Annotated in this window: 15 protein-coding genes and 1 pseudogene; 12 read left to right on the top strand and 4 right to left on the bottom strand. The window is 35.0% G+C overall.

Features of this window, described 5'->3' with window-relative positions; all coding sequences use genetic code 11:
* The first annotated feature begins 137 nt into the window (after nt 1-137).
* From MKY00_RS15705 to MKY00_RS15690, 4 genes and pseudogenes are all read left to right on the top strand, one after another.
* Nucleotides 138-353, top strand: coding sequence for a hypothetical protein (locus MKY00_RS15705; protein WP_016717976.1), 216 nt, complete (start codon nt 138-140; stop codon nt 351-353).
* 109 nt (nt 354-462) lie between these two features.
* Nucleotides 463-765: pseudogene (locus MKY00_RS15700) on the top strand (LysE family translocator); the annotation flags it as partial.
* Between the two features lie 605 nt (nt 766-1370).
* Nucleotides 1371-2624, top strand: a complete 1254-nt coding sequence (locus tag MKY00_RS15695; protein WP_016717975.1) for an MFS transporter — start codon at nt 1371-1373, stop codon at nt 2622-2624.
* A 5-nt stretch (nt 2625-2629) separates the two neighbouring features.
* Nucleotides 2630-3889, top strand: a complete 1260-nt coding sequence (locus MKY00_RS15690; protein WP_016717974.1) for an ATP-grasp domain-containing protein — start codon at nt 2630-2632, stop codon at nt 3887-3889.
* Nucleotides 3890-4315: 426 nt separating this feature from the next.
* Here the strand turns inward: MKY00_RS15690 and MKY00_RS15685 are convergent, their stop codons facing one another.
* Complete coding sequence (locus tag MKY00_RS15685; protein ID WP_001120967.1) at nt 4316-4648, bottom strand: DUF1904 family protein; 333 nt, start codon at nt 4646-4648, stop codon at nt 4316-4318.
* 1003 nt (nt 4649-5651) lie between these two features.
* On the opposite strand from MKY00_RS15685, the gene MKY00_RS15680 reads away from it, so the two are divergent.
* Nucleotides 5652-6329 carry a serine/threonine protein kinase gene (locus MKY00_RS15680; protein ID WP_029141148.1) on the top strand — a complete coding sequence of 226 codons (678 nt, stop codon included), beginning with the start codon at nt 5652-5654 and terminating at the stop codon, nt 6327-6329.
* A 214-nt stretch (nt 6330-6543) separates the two neighbouring features.
* On the opposite strand, the gene MKY00_RS15675 is transcribed toward MKY00_RS15680, so the two are convergent.
* A complete protein-coding gene (locus MKY00_RS15675; protein WP_029141147.1) occupies nt 6544-6921 on the bottom strand; it encodes a hypothetical protein in 378 nt (125 codons plus the stop codon).
* Between the two features lie 103 nt (nt 6922-7024).
* Nucleotides 7025-7393 carry a hypothetical protein gene (locus MKY00_RS15670; protein ID WP_016717971.1) on the bottom strand — a complete coding sequence of 123 codons (369 nt, stop codon included), beginning with the start codon at nt 7391-7393 and terminating at the stop codon, nt 7025-7027.
* A 357-nt stretch (nt 7394-7750) separates the two neighbouring features.
* On the opposite strand from MKY00_RS15670, the gene MKY00_RS15665 reads away from it, so the two are divergent.
* Both MKY00_RS15665 and MKY00_RS15660 read left to right on the top strand, forming a co-directional pair.
* Nucleotides 7751-7912, top strand: a complete 162-nt coding sequence (locus MKY00_RS15665; protein WP_016717970.1) for a hypothetical protein — start codon at nt 7751-7753, stop codon at nt 7910-7912.
* A 595-nt stretch (nt 7913-8507) separates the two neighbouring features.
* Nucleotides 8508-9119: a YwbE family protein gene (locus MKY00_RS15660; RefSeq protein ID WP_016717969.1), complete on the top strand. Its 612-nt coding sequence runs from the start codon at nt 8508-8510 to the stop codon at nt 9117-9119.
* 239 nt (nt 9120-9358) lie between these two features.
* Here MKY00_RS15660 and MKY00_RS15655 read toward each other — a convergent pair whose 3' ends face one another.
* A complete protein-coding gene (locus MKY00_RS15655; protein WP_016717968.1) occupies nt 9359-9958 on the bottom strand; it encodes a hypothetical protein in 600 nt (199 codons plus the stop codon).
* 390 nt (nt 9959-10348) lie between these two features.
* Here MKY00_RS15655 and MKY00_RS15650 point away from each other — a divergent pair, with 390 nt between their 5' ends.
* From MKY00_RS15650 to MKY00_RS15630, 5 genes are all read left to right on the top strand, one after another.
* The gene (locus tag MKY00_RS15650) at nt 10349-11827 is read left to right on the top strand and encodes a DHA2 family efflux MFS transporter permease subunit (protein ID WP_029141146.1); all 1479 of its coding nucleotides are present in this window, start codon (nt 10349-10351) and stop codon (nt 11825-11827) included.
* Nucleotides 11828-12221: 394 nt separating this feature from the next.
* On the top strand, nt 12222-15419 hold the full coding sequence (gene cypD / locus MKY00_RS15645; protein WP_016717967.1) for a bifunctional P-450/NADPH--P450 reductase: 3198 nt from the start codon (nt 12222-12224) through the stop codon (nt 15417-15419).
* A gap of 282 nt (nt 15420-15701) precedes the next feature.
* Complete coding sequence (locus MKY00_RS15640) at nt 15702-16121, top strand: MarR family winged helix-turn-helix transcriptional regulator (protein ID WP_001048555.1); 420 nt, start codon at nt 15702-15704, stop codon at nt 16119-16121.
* Between the two features lie 186 nt (nt 16122-16307).
* Complete coding sequence (locus tag MKY00_RS15635) at nt 16308-16685, top strand: DoxX family protein (RefSeq protein ID WP_016717965.1); 378 nt, start codon at nt 16308-16310, stop codon at nt 16683-16685.
* A 180-nt stretch (nt 16686-16865) separates the two neighbouring features.
* Nucleotides 16866-17171 carry a monooxygenase gene (locus tag MKY00_RS15630; protein ID WP_000323770.1) on the top strand — a complete coding sequence of 102 codons (306 nt, stop codon included), beginning with the start codon at nt 16866-16868 and terminating at the stop codon, nt 17169-17171.
* Nucleotides 17172-17261: the final 90 nt, after the last annotated feature.

The raw sequence follows: 17261 nt of genomic DNA, 5'->3' as shown, positions 1-17261 counted from the left end.
GATGGAATCGTCGTATATAAATAGATATGATTTTCGTGAAAAAGTTTACTAATATAATAGATTTTTATTAAGGTGTCACATTCAAAAACTATCACTAATTTTTTCAAGAATTTAAAAGTAGGAAAGGGTAATATAAAATGAACTGGAAAAAAGGCGGATTATGGATTATTATTTTTTTCATTGTAAAAGGAACGATTTCTACACTTTTAATCGTTACAGGTGCTAAATATTTTGATTTATCATGGATGCAACTTGTCGTATTGATACTGACTTTATTAGTGATTTCTCTAATAAGCCGAAAATTGCTGTATAGATATAAACAAAACAAAAAGCAAAAAGAGCTAAATATATAAGGAAGCCCCAGAGATCTTTGGATTTCTGGGGCTTTACTTATTCAATAGTGAGTTTTGGCTCCGTGATACGAATGGTATACCACATCAGTTTTATCGGTTGTAAATCAAAAGAAAGATATATTTACAAGGACTCTTAACAAGTCTTACGAACCCAAAAGTCTCTTTATTCTTTATTGCATTTCTGCCGCAGTTTATAGATACAAGGGCTTCAGGTCCTATACCTTTTATCATTTTAGGAATTACTTTTACAGTAACTGGACTATTGTGGTGTTTATTTGTTGCTTATTTCTCTTCCTATGTCACCAAAAAATTAAGAGGAAATCAAAAGGTAGGAATGATTCTAAATAAAGTAACAGGACTGATTTTTATTAGCATGGGGTTAAAGTTGCTTCAAACGAAGGCTCCTCAATAAACATGAATAATAAAAAAATGCCCCCCTTTTAAGAGATGTTATTTTTAATTTAAGTTAATTTCTATATATTAAAAAGCCCCTTCAAATTTGAAGGGGCTTTTTGCTTGTTATTTTGGTTTATCTAAAAATTTATCTCATAGGGCTTGATGTATTTTAATCAATTGTCATGTATATATGTGTCCTCCAATAACAAGGTTAAATCCATTCAGTTCGTCATCGTAGCTTCGTTATCTTGCTATTACATTCCAAAATGCGTACAACAGCGTGCCTTCAAGGTTATACTGATGCTGGAGGTGATGCAAAGTGACATACAATCGGAAAATGAATTCGAAACAAACTAATTAACAATTAGATTCTTACAAGTGAATTCCATCAGTATACCAATTGGTTTATAAACAAATGCGGAAGTATCTTTCGGAAGATGAGCTTTTCATTAGCCAGGTAATTTTTAAACATCAAGTTTTCATTTTGAAACTAAACTCGCTTGTATAGCAGGTTTCGAATTTTTATGTGGTACAGACATTAGTTGAAAGATAGTTTTTGCCTACTCTGACTTATATCGTAAACTTGATCATTTATAAAGATGGATTTAACGGGGGGATATTATGAAAGGTAGCAAACATTTTAATTTTCACAAGCTTTGGCTAGGACAGTCTATAAGTTTGTTAGGTACTCAGTTTACAATAGTAGCTTTGCCACTTTTTGCATTAGAGGTGTTACAAACAAGTGAAGCAAATGCTGCTATGCTTCGTGGGGTTATATTCGTCCCTTACCTAATTTTTGGGTTAGTAGCCGGTGCTTTAATAGACATTTTTCATAGGAAAAATGTTTTGCTAATTTGTAGTATATGTCAAGGCATATTGTTTTTATCAGTATTCATACTGACTGTAACAAATATAATAACGTTCCCTTTACTGGTATTTATCATGTTTTTAAATGGAATATTCACCACGTTTTACAACATTGCCATTCCTTCTTTCTTACCAGAAATAGTAACAGATAAAGACAACTTAAAAAAAGCAAATGCTCAACTAGCACTTTCGGAGTCTCTTTCTATAGTAATTGGTCCTATGCTAGCTGGAATCGTCATTACTCTAGTCGGATTAACAGGTTCATTCACTGTTGACGCAGTAACGTATTTTGTTTGTTTTATGTTTGTATTATTTATTTCAAAGTTTAAACCGCATACAGAGGGTTCTTTAAAAGACGTAAATATAAAATCCATATACGAAAACATATATGAGGGTTTGATATATTTCAAAAAACACCCTGTATTAGAGCCAATTGTGACATGTGGTGCTGTTTACGGTTTTTTTAAATACATATTAAATAGTATTTTAGTAATATTCCTTTATAAGGTAATGGGTCTATCTGAAATTGAAATAGGGTTTGTTGTAGGTTCAGCAGCGGTCGGATTTTTAATAGGTAATACGGTTCTCATGAAAAAAAGTCAACAAATTAATAATACAAAAATGCTTATTTATAGCGCTACTGTATCAGTTACCGGTTTGGCTTTTATACCGATAATGGGATATATGGGAACAGTTTACGGTATAGTAGCCGCAAGTATCATACATGGTATGGGAGAAGGTGTATTTGGCCCTTACGCTGCAACTATACGACAACTTGCCTCACCAAATCACATGCTGGGCCGAGTAAATGCTGTACAGCGCACGCTTAATTGGGGAGCTTGGGCATTGGGAAGTTTTACTAGTGCATTTTTAATTTCTATATTCGGCCTTCAAACTACGTTATTTATAGGAGGTTTCGGAACAACATTGTGTTTAGTGGCGTTGTTAAGACGAGGCGTATCAAAAGGAACTGACATTGAATATACGAGTTCATTTGAGAGGGGATGATTATGATGTATAAGGTATTAAAAGAAAATGACATAGAAAATAAACCACACATTTTATTTATAGGGGGATGGACAAAACCTATACAAGATGCATTAGATAGTGGGTATACCGTTTCGTATATAGGATCTTACGCTAAACACATATATTTTGATGGAGTTATCTTAGAAAAATGTTTCTATAAAAAAGAAATAGACACAACAAACATACCCTTGTCTATATACTATGCTGAAGAATTATTTAAAGAGAAACCCTTTCATGTGGTCGTATCTTTTAACGAAATAGCATTAGATACAGCTTGCATAATTGCAAAGATTTTTAATGTTCAAGGGCCTTCTTACAATGCTAATATGATAACTCGCAATAAAGACATGATGCGTGAAATGCTAGCAAGTAAAGACTTTTCAATAGATTCGATAGTTTGTAATAACACTGAAGATATTAATGAATTTTTGAATAAAAAAGATAGTGTTATAATAAAGCCGCCGATTGGGGCAGGGGGTAAAGGAGTATGTAAGCTAAACTCGAGAGATGACGTAGGAGTGTTTATTAAAGAAAATGGTATTCAACTACCTGTTTTAGTGGAAGAGTATATTGAAGGTGATATAGTTTATACGGTTGAAACCGTTTCTTATAACAAAAAACATTCTATACTTGCTATATCAGCTGAAGTATTTAAAGAAGATACATTTATAATAAACTATACGATTATGCCGGCACCTATAGATGAATCTCAAAAGCAATTCATTATGGAGAAAGTAATGTTATTTTTGGATGATATGCAAATGGAAAACGGCATTACTCATACAGAAATAAAGATAGACAAACACAATAAACCAATAATTATAGAGTCTCAAGTTAGAATAGGTGGCGGCAACATCTGGAAGATGGTGGAACTAACAACTGGCATATCTCAATTTGGATACTATTATGATGCGCTAGCTACTGAGACTATAGATGAATTTAGATGTGTACCTTCAAAATGTCAAGCTATGTCTTTAAGCTTGATTCCAAAACCAGGTTGCTTAAAAGAAATCAAGTATAAAGGATTAACTAACATATCCGAGGTCGTATTAATTGATCTAGTAGTAAAAGAGGGCGACACCATACCAACTATTGTAGATAGCACGCAACGCAAAGGGTCTATATTATTTACGGCTAATGATATAAAACATATGTACGAAGTTGCAGAGGAAATATGTAACAACATAACGTTTGTTTATCAAGATTTGTCAGAATGGAAACCTTCTTTTAAAAAATATATGTAAAAAGAAATGTGGAAAATGACTGGTTTATATAAAAAGGACAATTTAAACGACATGTGTATGTTAATTAACAATTAGGTAAGAGTGAGGCCGATGCATTAGCTAAAGTTATATTTTTCTATGAAAATGGCGAGTTTATATAACGAGTCCTTCAATGGAAATTACAATTAGCCGAATTTTATCCTTAGTGGGATAAAACTCGGCTTTTTTGTATTGAAATGTGCTTAGCGTGTTTTTTTAGAAATACTGGCGGTACCCATACCTATCAAGATAATATTTTGATGTCCCCCAAACAAAAAAATTGTTTCTTCACAGTTAGTTGTTTATGAAAATAGAGTTCATTTTTTGTGTGTGGATATTCGCTTTTCTTGGCTTGATGGAAATGTGGCCCTCCCCCTTATAAACCGTACAAAAATCTTTCAAATAGCTCTAACTTGCACAATGCTTCCCGTTAATATAATACGCTGATTCTGTGAAAACCGTAAATACAACCTCTACTTCTGGAAGTCCAAAATCCATTACATATGTAGTAATGGCCTTGGCAAATCGATCACGAATTTCCTGTCCGCGCTCGAACCATTTCACTTCAATAAGAGGAAACGCTTCTATTTCTTCTCCATTGAATACAAATGTAGAACTTGGTAGTTCCAACGTAAAATTATCCGTACCACACTCACAAATCTCTGCGAGCTCTTCTACTAATGGCTTGCTTATGCGTTTTAATTGTTCAGTAGTAATTCCACGAAATACAACATGCGGCATATGAATCCCTCCGTTAGATAGCTTTATATTTGCTCACATCATAACATAATTTATTTTACTGCACTAACATCTATTGGTATATTTCAATGACATTCTATTATTGAAGCAATACATGTATTGTAACTAGCTAAAACATTTGAGAGCTCGGTAATTGGGTAAATAAAAAAAGCTTTATCATTCTCCCTGTAAGGAGGCATGAGGGAAGGGAGAGTTGCGCTTCGCTTATATATTTTAAAAAGAAAAGACACCTTAAGGTGCCTTCCTCCGACTTGATAACCACTTTAATTTTAATAACATTGGATTTCCATCCGAATACTATTTTACTATGTTAAGTAATGTTGGTCATTGAGAAAGTTCAAATAAGTACTGTTCATATATAGTTACACCTAGGAGGATGCAAGATGTAATACAGTTTTTTATTTATCTAACAACAAAAAGAATCCTAAAACCGTGCCGGGATAGGAATGTATAAAAAAATACATAGATCGATAGAACAAAGAAAGGAGGTTCCGTTGTAAAGGGAAGAGGCCTTCTTGTCCTTGCTACCGATAATAATGTGTTATGTAGACAATACTTGTATAGATAGGGTATATAACCCATACTCATCAAGTTAAAAGCTCATACTACCCCCAGAACGTTTTGTACAGCACCGAGGATCATTCTGTTTTGCTGATCCAGATGAAAAGCTAAGTTATGCTTATGCAATGAACAAACATAGATTTGGCATGGCCAATGAACGAAGAGAACTTGCACTAAGAAAAGCCCATATACAGTTGCCTCTGGAAAAATGAAAATACGTAAAAATAGTTAGAAATATTTTTGTGTTGTAAGGTTTTTGGCTATGAATAGTGGAATAAATAGTAAGTATTCAACAGTTCAAATAAAACGAGACATCTTTTTATTTTAAGAAAAAAGATGTCTCGTTTTATGATAAAATTCATTTAGTGTATATTTTCGTTAAAATGTGGGTGGGACCCCTTTTAGCAAAACCGGAGTGGAAATGATGAGTATAAATAGTTTTGTGGGATTGATAAAGAACGAATTATTAAAAGAGGTAAGCATTAGAAGTGAGGATGAATTCGAGCCTGTAGTAGTTAAAGATATTCCTAGACTTTGGAAGTGTTTAGGGATAGGTAATTATGCCGCAGTATTCATGCATAAAGAATACAAAGATTGGGTAGTGAAAGTTTACGCACGAGAAGGAGAAGGAATTGAAAAAGAGTCGGAAGTATACCGAAGAATTGGAAACCATCCTTCTTATTCGAAGCTTATATATAAAGGAGAAAATTTCATAGTATTGAAACGTTTAAAAGAAATTACTTTATACGATGCTATTCATAAGGGGATTAAAATTCCTAAGCAGGTAATCCTTGATATTAATGAAGCATTAGAGTATGCAAGAGAACAAGGATTAACTCCTTGTGACGTTCACGGGAAAAATGTGATGATGGAAAACGGAAGAGGGTATGTAGTGGATGTATCTGATTTCTTAAAAACAAAAGAAGATAGTAAGTGGAGAGACCTAGAAAAGGCATATTTTATATTTTATTTGCCTTTTATTTATAAATTGCCTTTCCCTATTAAAATACCGTATTTTATGTTAAACATCGTTAGACATTCGTATAGAAAATATAAGAAGTTTAAAAAGAAATTCAAATGGCAAAAGGACCATACATTTTAGATATGTCTAATATGTATGGTCCTTTTTTTATGAGTTTATGAAGTAATCAGTAAGCTGTACCTTTCTTTTTTCACACAATTACTTATTTTCTTCCTCAAAGCCTTTATTTTTTTCTTGTTTATTTCGCAAGAATTGATGCGTTCTTTGAGTTCTGTTTGGTTATACAGTGTGGTTTTACTAATCAGGATTCTTTTTGTCATACTCGTGAAGTTAATTATATTTTTCGACGTACGAAATAAAAAGCTAAGGATCCCATAATTACAGGTGCAACGAAGTCAAAGAAATGCGAAAAATTAAAAGGAAAAAGAAAAAGGAATGGTATAAGTGTATAGAGAACGGCTTGTCCTATAAATATAGGAATTCCAAATTGAAATTCTCTACATCGCTTGATTTTCCTGTATAGCACTTCTCCAATTAGACAAGCTACAAGAGCCGGTATACTACCATAAGTAATGATCGTTTTAATGAATCCTAATACAACGTTCGGGTGAATAAAGCTAGGATGAGAAATATATGAAATCAAGAACCATCCAAAAATGAAAGCAAACAGACTTGCAGCGTAACAAATTACAAATTTTATCAACGTAATCATCCTCACAGTTTTCTAATAGTAACTCCATTGTATGACATGAACTCCTATTATTGGTAGCGAGAAAAAAGCGAATCCCTACTCTAAAAAGTATCCACTCATCCTTCTATACTTGTTTTATTTTCTTTGCTCTAGCAAACTTCCAAAAAGCTGCAAGTAGTATGAGCAGCGGTATTCCCTGAATAAAGAGAAATCCTCCAAAAAAATAAATTGCATGACTAACTAGAGGAGGGGCTGTTGCCGACTCACCCGCAAAATAAGCTCCATAATTAGCCACCACACCTGCATAATCAGCTATCCCACCTATAAGAAAAGCCGCTGGACTTATGATTAGATTTATACCTAAACAGATCATTATTGAAGATAGGTTTTTAGCCTTAATTTTTGGTGAAACAGACAAGAAAAATAAGAATATTGCAGTGCCGTTTATAAGAAGTAGTGTTATTACAAAAAAATCCCCATAATATCCCTCCATGATTTTAATTGTACCATCAGCAAGGATAACTTTGTGTAAATTTGGATGGATAGGGTTTTCATGTGGGGTTAACGTAACGTCTCGTTAACAGTAGTCAATGATGCATATAATTTTCGTTTTTGCTTTCTTATCTGAGTTGGATAGCGGTGGGGCTAGTCATAAATTGTGAAACACACTCTTAAGTTATTTAATATGAAAAAATGAAATTCTCCTTCTGTAATTTATTCAAATGACTCAATCTCCGCATCTTTTGACTGCCCTGAAAGTGCTAAACATAAGCAAAATAATTAACTATCCCATGCAAGAAAGTTAGGCTAGTTAATCGCATATGTTTTATGGAAGGGGTGTGATTGAACTATGGAACGGCCGAATTGGGGAATTGGAGGATTAGTATTTGTTGGCTGCATGTTTCTTGGCGGAGGAGTAGGGTCTATGTTAGGGAATGGCCAAACAGGATGGCTAATAGGTATGGGTGTTGGATTTCTTGGGATGGCTTTAACGAGACTGATTAGAAAGTGATATAACTGGATTCAGCTTCCAGTAAATAAGGTAATATGTATGTAATACATGGCATAATAACTTTATAAATTATAATTAGAAACTTCTCTTTTCTAAATTTCTCCATACATAGCTATGATTCTCGAGTTGGAGTATGGCACCTTAGGGTGTTTTTTTATGCTCTTTAAAAATGTCTTAACATATAATAGACTTCGTTAGATTCCGATAACCTTTTATATATAAGATGAAGGTGTTTTCTTGTATTTTATTAATTAAGCTCACTCGGCTAGTAAACGAACGTAATTTCTGTGCACAAATTGATATAATAATCTTCGCTTTTATCCCGCATTAACGGGCAGTAAGACTCCTATCTTAAAATTCGGCTGGAGCAAAGAAGTTAGGTGGGAGATTAATTGCCCGTAAATGCCCGATTGGTTCAACTAATAATCAGTGGGGGATGAACAAAATCCCCATTGATTAAAGTTTCACTTTATTATAGAGCCAGTCTTTTAGTAGAAATTACATATATACGACAAATTACGACAAAGAAATACATATACTTTTGTTATGCTATGAAAGTTATTAATTTGTAATGTATATATAGGAGGATTTTTAAATGTCAAAGAAATTATTATTATTTGCACTTATGAGTTTTTGTGTAATTGCTTTAAGTGCTTGTAAAGGTAATGAAGAAAAATTAAAGGGTGCACCAGATGAGCAAAAAGTGGATGAAGACAAAAAAGTAGTAGAGGAAGAAAAAGGTAAGCAAGAAGAGCAACAAAAAGTAGAAGAAGAAAAACGTAAGCAAGAAGAGCAACAAAGAGTAGAAGAAGAGAAACGTAAACAAGAAGAGCAACAAAGAGTAGAAGAAGAAAAACGTAAACAAGAAGAGCAACAAAGAGCAGAAGAAGAAAAACGTAAACAAGAAGAGCAACAAAGAGTAGAAGAAGAAAAACGTAAACAAGAAGAGAAGAAAGCTCAGCAACAGCAGTCTACACAACAGGAGAGAACACAAAAACAAGAAAAACCAACACAAGCAACAGGTGGGAAACCAACAAGGTCACAAATTTCAGTTGGTTCCCATGTAGTTATTCAATTGGATAATGATTATAGTAAAACTGTAAGTGGCGTTGTGAAAGACATTTTGACACATAGCGAAACACATACATATGGCATTAAAGTTCGACTACAAGATGGACAAATTGGCCGTGTTCAAAGTGTTAAATAATGAAAAAAAGATTTGACTACTTTTCCAACAAAATGCAAAAACCGGTTCTTTCGTAAAGGAACCGGTTTTTGCATTTTGTTAATGCCACCATACCTATATCAAGTTATCACATACAAGGCAATAGATGTTTTTATAATTTGACATAAGAGGAACCGAACTTGGAGGGAGTACTGGAACCATATAATCAATACACTGATGGGCATGTTTGATCTATGGACGTATCCACTCGTTCTAATTCACTAAAAGAAGAACTTCCCCATACCCATTAGACTACTAAGCATTCCAATTCCATTCATAGTGCCTTTGCCTACTGTAAGTAAGTTTCCAAGCATTCCTGTCTGACCGTAACCGCCGTTATTCCCCCATCCCATGGGACTTATCTGTCCTCCCCATCCTGGAGAGTTTCCGAAAATACCCCAGTTATTGCTATTAAATTTAAAAGCCTTAGCTGGCGGTGAGAGTAAAGCGGCAAGATGACCTTGTGCAAACATCCCTGTATGGTTGAATGGTTGAGCCCAGGGTAAGGGAGGTTTTTGAAAATTACCTGCATGGCCTGGGAATGGAGGCCAATTAGCGGGATGACCTTGGGGCATCATCCCTGCATAATGGATTGGCTGATCCAAAGAGAAGGGAGGGGACTGAGGATAGAAAGCTGTATAATTGGCTGGTGAATCCGAACCAATTGGATAGAAGCGACAATTCCAATTCTCAGGAATCTTCAAATCATTCATTCCCTCAGCTTTAGTGATTTGGGGCTGTACATATAATGATGACATTGAAATTTGGTAATTATAATGCTCCTCATTTCCTTTTGAATTCAAATACCGATATTGGTGCATAAGCTTATTCCCCTTACTTTAAAAATGTAATGTTAGACTTAGCCTATGTAATATTCCTTTTGATGGATGGTTACATAACTAGATTTACAAGCCTGTATTTAAAGGAATGGGTGTGGTCTTGTCTTGTTGATTTATCCTGCTATTTGTGGGCGATAAGACAACTTCACCTCAAAATGTAGCCTAATTTAATTTCGGTTAACAAATGCGTTTATAAAGGTTTAAGCAATAAAAAAAATTTAAAAATGTTATGTAGAGCAAGTAGAATTGCGAAAAAGAGAATATCCATTCGAAGAGTATGGCAAAATACTGCAAGGGTAATGTATTTTTGTGCAGATATGTGAATGATTGAAATTAATCAATGGAATTTATAATGAAGGGGCAAATAAATATATGAGTGAAACATTACATAAAAGAAAACCACCATATGTAATGCTTGTAATCCTTTTTATTGGGGCATTTGTTTCATTTCTAAATAACTCGCTTTTAAATGTAGCCTTGCCATCAATAATGAAGGATTTAGACATTAAAGATTATTCAACGATCCAGTGGCTTTCTACAGGATATATGCTTGTAAGTGGTATATTAATTCCGGCATCAGCATTTTTAATAACCCGCTTCTCCAATAGGAGTTTATTTATTACATCCATGTTGATTTTTATCCTTGGTACGGCTTTAGCGGCTGTAGCACCGAACTTCGGTTTATTACTTACTGGCCGGATGGTTCAAGCAGCAGGTTCTTCAGTCATGGGACCTTTGTTAATGAATATTATGCTAGTAAGCTTTCCGAGAGAAAAAAGGGGAACAGCAATGGGGATTTTTGGATTAGTTATGATTACAGCCCCAGCAATTGGACCGACATTATCGGGTTATATTGTAGAGTATTATGACTGGCGCTTGCTTTTTGAAATGATTTTACCGTTAGCAATCATAAGCTTACTGTTAGGGATTTGGAAATCTGAGAATGTCATGAGACAAAACAAAAATGCAAAACTTGATTATCTCTCATTACTATTATCTTCTGTCGGTTTTGGCGGTCTGTTATATGGGTTCAGTTCTGCAAGCTCCGATGGTTGGACGAATAAAGTTGTCTTAACAACCTTAATCGTAGGCGCTATTGCCCTAATTGCTTTCATTATCCGTCAACTAAAAATGAATGAACCGTTATTGGATTTACGTGTTTACAAGTACCCAATGTTTGCACTTGCCTCTGTAATTGCAATTGTCAACGCAGTAGCCATGTTTTCGGGTATGATTTTAACACCAGCTTATGTACAAAATGTCCGCGGTATTTCACCGCTGAGCTCTGGGCTGATGATGCTTCCAGGTGCGGTAATAATGGGAGTTATGTCACCAATTACAGGTAAACTATTCGATAAATATGGCCCTCGGATTCTTGGTATAGTAGGACTTTCCATTACAGCTGTTTCAACTTATATGCTGGCAAACCTGCAAATCGACTCTAGTCACACACATATTATTCTTATTTACACGCTGCGGATGTTTGGGATGGCGATGGTGATGATGCCACTTATGACAAATGGTCTTAATCAATTGCCAACTCGCTTAAATCCGCACGGTACAGCTGTTAATAATACAGCTCAACAAGTGTCCGGTTCAATTGGTACTGCTATTCTTGTTACGATTATGAATTCTGTAACAAAAACAAAAGCTGAAAGTCTAATGTCTGAATTAGATCCAACAACCTTCACAGAAGCTACGAAGGTAATGGTAACGCAGAAGGCTTTATTATCCGGAATCCAATATTCGTTCTATGTAGCGCTTGGCATGAATATTGTTGCACTACTATTAGTTTTTTTCGTTAAACGTGTAGATACAAGCCCGGAAGCAGTCGAGAGGTTAAATCGGTAGAGCAAAATAAAACTCGAGATAATGATGTCTAAAAGTTGTTTTGCTACTAAGAAGCTGATAGTTAAAACGGGAAAAGAACTGAAAGAAACAGTGAAAAAAGGATCTGATCTTCATATCAGATCCTTTTTCATTAGAAACTATTGGCTTTCCAAATACTACAATCTTTAGTTTTCAATTTCTGATAAACATTATACTAATACGTTTCATTTTAATTTCGTCTTTTTTCTGCAAGTTATAAATCTAATATCAACCTTATAAGCAATATCATAATCGTGAATAATTAGGGAAAAGATAAAATAAGGTAATCAATTACATATTTTTATCCCAGGCGCTTCATTGCTATCTTCTTTCTATTGAATGGGATATTTTAGTATTTTTTGAAAGGGTGTTTTTAATGGATAAAAAAGTATCTGCCATTCCTCAGCCGAAAACATATGGACCGCTAGGGAATCTCCCATTAATCGATAAAGATAAACCGACCTTATCCTTTATCAAGATAGCGGAAGAGTATGGTCCCATTTTTCGAATGCAAACTTTAAGTGATACGATCATTGTCGTTTCTGGACATGAACTGGTAGCAGAAGTCTGTGATGAAACAAGATTTGATAAAAGTATAGAGGGTGCTTTAGCGAAGGTTCGTGCCTTTGCTGGAGACGGATTATTTACAAGTGAGACTCAAGAGCCTAACTGGAAAAAAGCTCATAATATTTTGATGCCTACATTCAGCCAACGGGCAATGAAAGATTACCATGCCATGATGGTCGATATTGCTGTACAACTCGTTCAAAAATGGGCAAGACTGAATCCGAATGAAAACGTAGATGTTCCAGAGGATATGACTCGCCTTACATTAGATACAATTGGTCTATGTGGTTTTAATTACCGATTTAATAGCTTTTATCGCGAGACCCCTCATCCTTTTATTACTAGCATGACCCGTGCTCTAGATGAGGCGATGCACCAATTGCAGCGGCTGGATATAGAAGATAAACTCATGTGGAGAACGAAACGTCAATTTCAACATGATATTCAATCCATGTTTTCTTTAGTAGATAATATTATTGCTGAACGTAAAAATAGTGGGAATCAGGAAGAAAATGATTTACTTTCCCGTATGTTACATGTGCAGGATCCGGAAACTGGTGAAAAATTAGATGATGAAAATATTCGTTTTCAAATTATCACCTTTTTAATAGCTGGGCATGAAACAACAAGTGGATTGTTATCTTTTGCAATCTATTTTTTATTAAAAAATCCAGATAAGTTGAAAAAAGCCTATGAAGAAGTAGACCGAGTTTTAACAGATCCCACTCCAACATACCAACAAGTTATGAAACTAAAGTATATACGTATGATTTTAAATGAATCGCTACGTCTATGGCCTACTGCTCCAGCATTCAGTCTCTATGCAAAAGAAGATACAGTGATTGGTGGGAAATATCCAATTAAAAAAGGAGAAGATCGTATTTCTGTTCTTATTCCACAGTTACATAGGGATAAAGACGCGTGGGGAGACAACGTGGAAGAGTTCCAACCTGAACGATTTGAAAATCTGGATAAGGTTCCTCATCACGCTTATAAGCCATTTGGAAATGGGCAACGAGCATGTATCGGTATGCAGTTTGCACTTCATGAAGCGACACTCGTAATGGGAATGCTTCTTCAACATTTTGAATTCATTGATTATGAAGACTATCAGCTGGACGTAAAACAAACATTAACGCTTAAGCCTGGTGATTTTAAAATTAGGATTGTACCTCGAAATCAAACTATTAGCCATACTACTGTTCTTGCGCCTACAGAGGAGAAAACGAAAAAACATGAAATTAAGCAGCAAGTTCAGAAGACTCCTTCTATTATTGGAGCCGATAATCTTTCGCTTCTTGTTTTATATGGCTCGGATACAGGGGTAGCAGAAGGTATTGCAAGAGAACTAGCAGATACAGCTAGTTTAGAAGGTGTTCAAACGGAAGTGGCAGCTCTTAACGATCGAATTGGAAGTTTGCCAAAAGAAGGAGCGGTTCTTATTGTAACTTCTTCTTATAATGGAAAGCCGCCAAGTAATGCAGGACAGTTTGTGCAGTGGTTGGAAGAATTAAAACCGGATGAGCTAAAAGGTGTTCAATACGCAGTTTTTGGTTGTGGAGACCATAATTGGGCTAGTACCTATCAGCGAATACCAAGATACATTGATGAGCAAATGGCTCAAAAAGGAGCAACAAGATTTTCTAAACGCGGAGAAGCAGATGCAAGTGGCGATTTCGAGGAACAGCTCGAGCAATGGAAAGAAAGTATGTGGTCTGATGCGATGAAGGCATTTGGATTGGAACTTAACAAAAACATGGAGAAAGAACGCAGTACTTTGAGTCTGCAATTTGTCAGCCGTCTTGGAGGATCTCCTCTTGCGCGAACATATGAAGCAGTTTATGCATCTATATTAGAAAATCGTGAACTTCAATCATCTAGCAGTGAAAGAAGCACGCGACATATTGAGATATCCTTGCCAGAAGGCGCTACGTATAAAGAAGGAGACCACCTTGGGGTGCTGCCAATTAATAGTGAGAAAAATGTCAACCGAATTTTAAAACGCTTTGGATTAAACGGGAAGGATCAAGTCATATTAAGCGCAAGTGGGCGCAGTGTAAATCACATACCTTTAGACAGTCCTGTTCGTTTATATGACCTTCTTAGTTATAGTGTAGAAGTGCAAGAAGCAGCCACTCGAGCACAAATACGAGAAATGGTGACATTCACAGCATGTCCTCCTCATAAAAAGGAATTGGAATCATTATTGGAAGACGGAGTTTATCATGAACAAATATTAAAGAAACGTATTTCAATGTTAGATCTTCTTGAAAAGTATGAGGCTTGTGAAATCCGATTTGAACGTTTTTTAGAACTTCTTCCGGCGCTCAAACCGCGTTACTATTCAATTTCAAGCTCTCCACTCATTGCACAGGATCGTCTGAGTATTACGGTTGGTGTTGTGAATGCGCCTGCATGGAGCGGGGAAGGGACATATGAAGGAGTCGCTTCTAACTATTTAGCTCAGCGTCATAATAAAGATGAGATTATCTGTTTCATTCGAACGCCACAATCAAACTTTCAATTACCTGAAAATCCAGAAACCCCAATTATCATGGTTGGACCAGGTACTGGAATTGCACCATTCCGTGGATTCTTACAAGCCCGTCGCGTTCAAAAGCAAAAAGGTATGAACTTAGGAGAAGCGCACCTATACTTTGGTTGTCGTCATCCTGAAAAGGATTATCTCTATCGTACAGAACTAGAAAATGATGAAAGAGATGGATTAATCTCTTTACACACAGCTTTTTCTCGCTTAGAAGGACATCCTAAAACATATGTACAGCATGTAATAAAAGAAGATAGAATCCATTTAATTTCGTTATTAGATAATGGGGCCCATCTTTATATATGTGGTGATGGAAGTAAAATGGCTCCTGACGTAGAAGACACCCTTTGTCAAGCCTATCAAGAAATTCATGAAGTCAGTGAACAAGAAGCAAGGAATTGGTTGGATCGAGTGCAAGATGAAGGGCGATATGGAAAAGATGTTTGGGCTGGTATATGAATGGTTCTTAATTAGATAAGTAATATGTAACGAATGAACTTCTTTCGAATAAGTGAATAACTCATTTATAACAATCCCGTGTTTTTATTCAATACGGGATTTTATTATTTTTAATAAGCTGGACTCATACTGCAGAAAAATAAGAGGTAGTTCATTTGACAATTAAAATGACCTACTATAATATATGTGCCATAGCATATAATTAATAAAATGAATACATTCACTGTGAATAATTGACTGGTATGCTATACTCTTTTATATATTAATTTATAGAGGTGATATATGAACTTACATGATTTAATAGGCTATCTTGTTCATCGTACTGATGTGAAAATGACGAATTATTTTACGAAGAAATTAAAGCCTTTTGGAGTTACGCCAGAGCAGTGGGGGATTATTAGTGTTCTTTGTAGCCAAAGAGCCACTACTCAAAAAGAGTTAGCAGAAGCGATTGATAAAGATCAAACTACTGTCGTAAGAATGATACAGTCAATGGAGAGAAAAGGGATTGTAAAGAAGGATTTGAATGAGCAAGATCGACGTTCACATAACCTTTTTTTAACTGAAAAAGGTGACGAGTTAAAGAAAACAATCTTGCCTGTAGTGACAGACGCTCACCATTTCGTTACGAGTAATTTGAGCGAAGAAGAGATTAAAGTATTACAATCATTATTAAACAAATTGTATGATACACGCTATTAATACTTGTTCCTTATTGATGCTATTCATAAGGAACAAACTTTATTTTATGTATTATATATGCTATAGCATATAATTTTGTTTTAAGGAATGGTGGAGATATCTTTATTTTGTATGAGATTCGATTCAGGATCACGTTTTTTCCTAGTACCAGTCAAAAATTCATATTATATATGCTATAGCATGTAAATGTATCAAATAAATAAGAAAGATGTGATTGCTATTTTAATATTAATCAATGTAGTAAAAGTTGTATTATTTCTGTTCTTTTTAATGACAGGTACGAAAATTATTTCTGGGAAAATGGCAGACGAGTTCAAGCGATTTGGTTTACCTTCGTTTTTTAATTTCTTAACTGGAGCTTTTGAGATTGTAGGAGCGATTGGAATGTTGATAGGAATTTGGATTCCAACAGTAGCTTTATTAGCAGGATTGTTGTTAGGTGGTACGATGCTTGCAGCTGCATTAACTCTTATTGTATTAGCAAGAGATCCCTTTAAGAAAGCAATACCTGCGCTTGTTTTGTTGGTTCTTAGTTTAGGGATAAGTTTGTATCATATTTTTTAAACATAACCTAAAGCAATTAAACTGTATGCGTTTAAGTTGCTATCATTTTGTAATTATTTTATAAAAGGGGTTTTGAAAATGTAGGTGAAATTTCAAATGAGTGCAGGAATAATAGCAGCACTCATTTAAGATATTATCTGCATTCGAATTGAAAAATATTGAAAATAGGAGTGAGCAAAGATGGCATATTTATTACAAGTTGATTTTCCGTTTGAAGGTCCTTTTGGTGAAGAAATGGAAAAAGGATTTTGGGATTTAGCAAACAGTATTAACGAAGAAGAAGGATTCCACTGGAAAATATGGACAGAGAATCAAGAAACAAAAGAAGCTGGAGGCATCTATGTATTTGAAGAAAAACAAGATGCTGAAAAATACGCGGAAATGCACAAGAACAGACTTGAAGCAGCTGGTGTAAAAGATATTAGAGTGAAAATTTTTAACATCAATGAAAAGTTAACGGAACTGAATCGTGGGTATACGAAATAATTTTGAAAGTCGGAGCAAGCGTAAAAGGAGGGGGATAATTTTTACTGAAAGGCAAAAATGTTGAAGTTTAAGGCTAAATCTAGCTATGAA

This window comes from Bacillus sp. FSL R9-9834, from assembly GCF_038006905.1.
Classification (GTDB): domain Bacteria; phylum Bacillota; class Bacilli; order Bacillales; family Bacillaceae_G; genus Bacillus_A; species Bacillus_A pacificus.
This window is presented reverse-complemented; position numbering and strand designations above follow the sequence as displayed.

Excerpts from the sequence above, each read along its gene's own strand:
- MKY00_RS15705 (WP_016717976.1), top strand. The coding sequence starts at position 138 with ATGAACTGGAAAAAAGGCGGATTATGGATTATTATTTTTTTCATTGTA.
- MKY00_RS15695 (WP_016717975.1), top strand. The coding sequence starts at position 1,371 with ATGAAAGGTAGCAAACATTTTAATTTTCACAAGCTTTGGCTAGGACAG.
- MKY00_RS15690 (WP_016717974.1), top strand. The coding sequence starts at position 2,630 with ATGTATAAGGTATTAAAAGAAAATGACATAGAAAATAAACCACACATT.
- MKY00_RS15685 (WP_001120967.1), bottom strand. The coding sequence starts at position 4,648 with ATGCCGCATGTTGTATTTCGTGGAATTACTACTGAACAATTAAAACGC.
- MKY00_RS15680 (WP_029141148.1), top strand. The coding sequence starts at position 5,652 with ATGAGTATAAATAGTTTTGTGGGATTGATAAAGAACGAATTATTAAAA.
- MKY00_RS15675 (WP_029141147.1), bottom strand. The coding sequence starts at position 6,921 with ATGATTACGTTGATAAAATTTGTAATTTGTTACGCTGCAAGTCTGTTT.
- MKY00_RS15670 (WP_016717971.1), bottom strand. The coding sequence starts at position 7,393 with ATGGAGGGATATTATGGGGATTTTTTTGTAATAACACTACTTCTTATA.
- MKY00_RS15665 (WP_016717970.1), top strand. The coding sequence starts at position 7,751 with ATGGAACGGCCGAATTGGGGAATTGGAGGATTAGTATTTGTTGGCTGC.
- MKY00_RS15660 (WP_016717969.1), top strand. The coding sequence starts at position 8,508 with ATGTCAAAGAAATTATTATTATTTGCACTTATGAGTTTTTGTGTAATT.
- MKY00_RS15655 (WP_016717968.1), bottom strand. The coding sequence starts at position 9,958 with ATGCACCAATATCGGTATTTGAATTCAAAAGGAAATGAGGAGCATTAT.
- MKY00_RS15650 (WP_029141146.1), top strand. The coding sequence starts at position 10,349 with ATGAGTGAAACATTACATAAAAGAAAACCACCATATGTAATGCTTGTA.
- cypD (WP_016717967.1), top strand. The coding sequence starts at position 12,222 with ATGGATAAAAAAGTATCTGCCATTCCTCAGCCGAAAACATATGGACCG.
- MKY00_RS15640 (WP_001048555.1), top strand. The coding sequence starts at position 15,702 with ATGAACTTACATGATTTAATAGGCTATCTTGTTCATCGTACTGATGTG.
- MKY00_RS15635 (WP_016717965.1), top strand. The coding sequence starts at position 16,308 with ATGTATCAAATAAATAAGAAAGATGTGATTGCTATTTTAATATTAATC.
- MKY00_RS15630 (WP_000323770.1), top strand. The coding sequence starts at position 16,866 with ATGGCATATTTATTACAAGTTGATTTTCCGTTTGAAGGTCCTTTTGGT.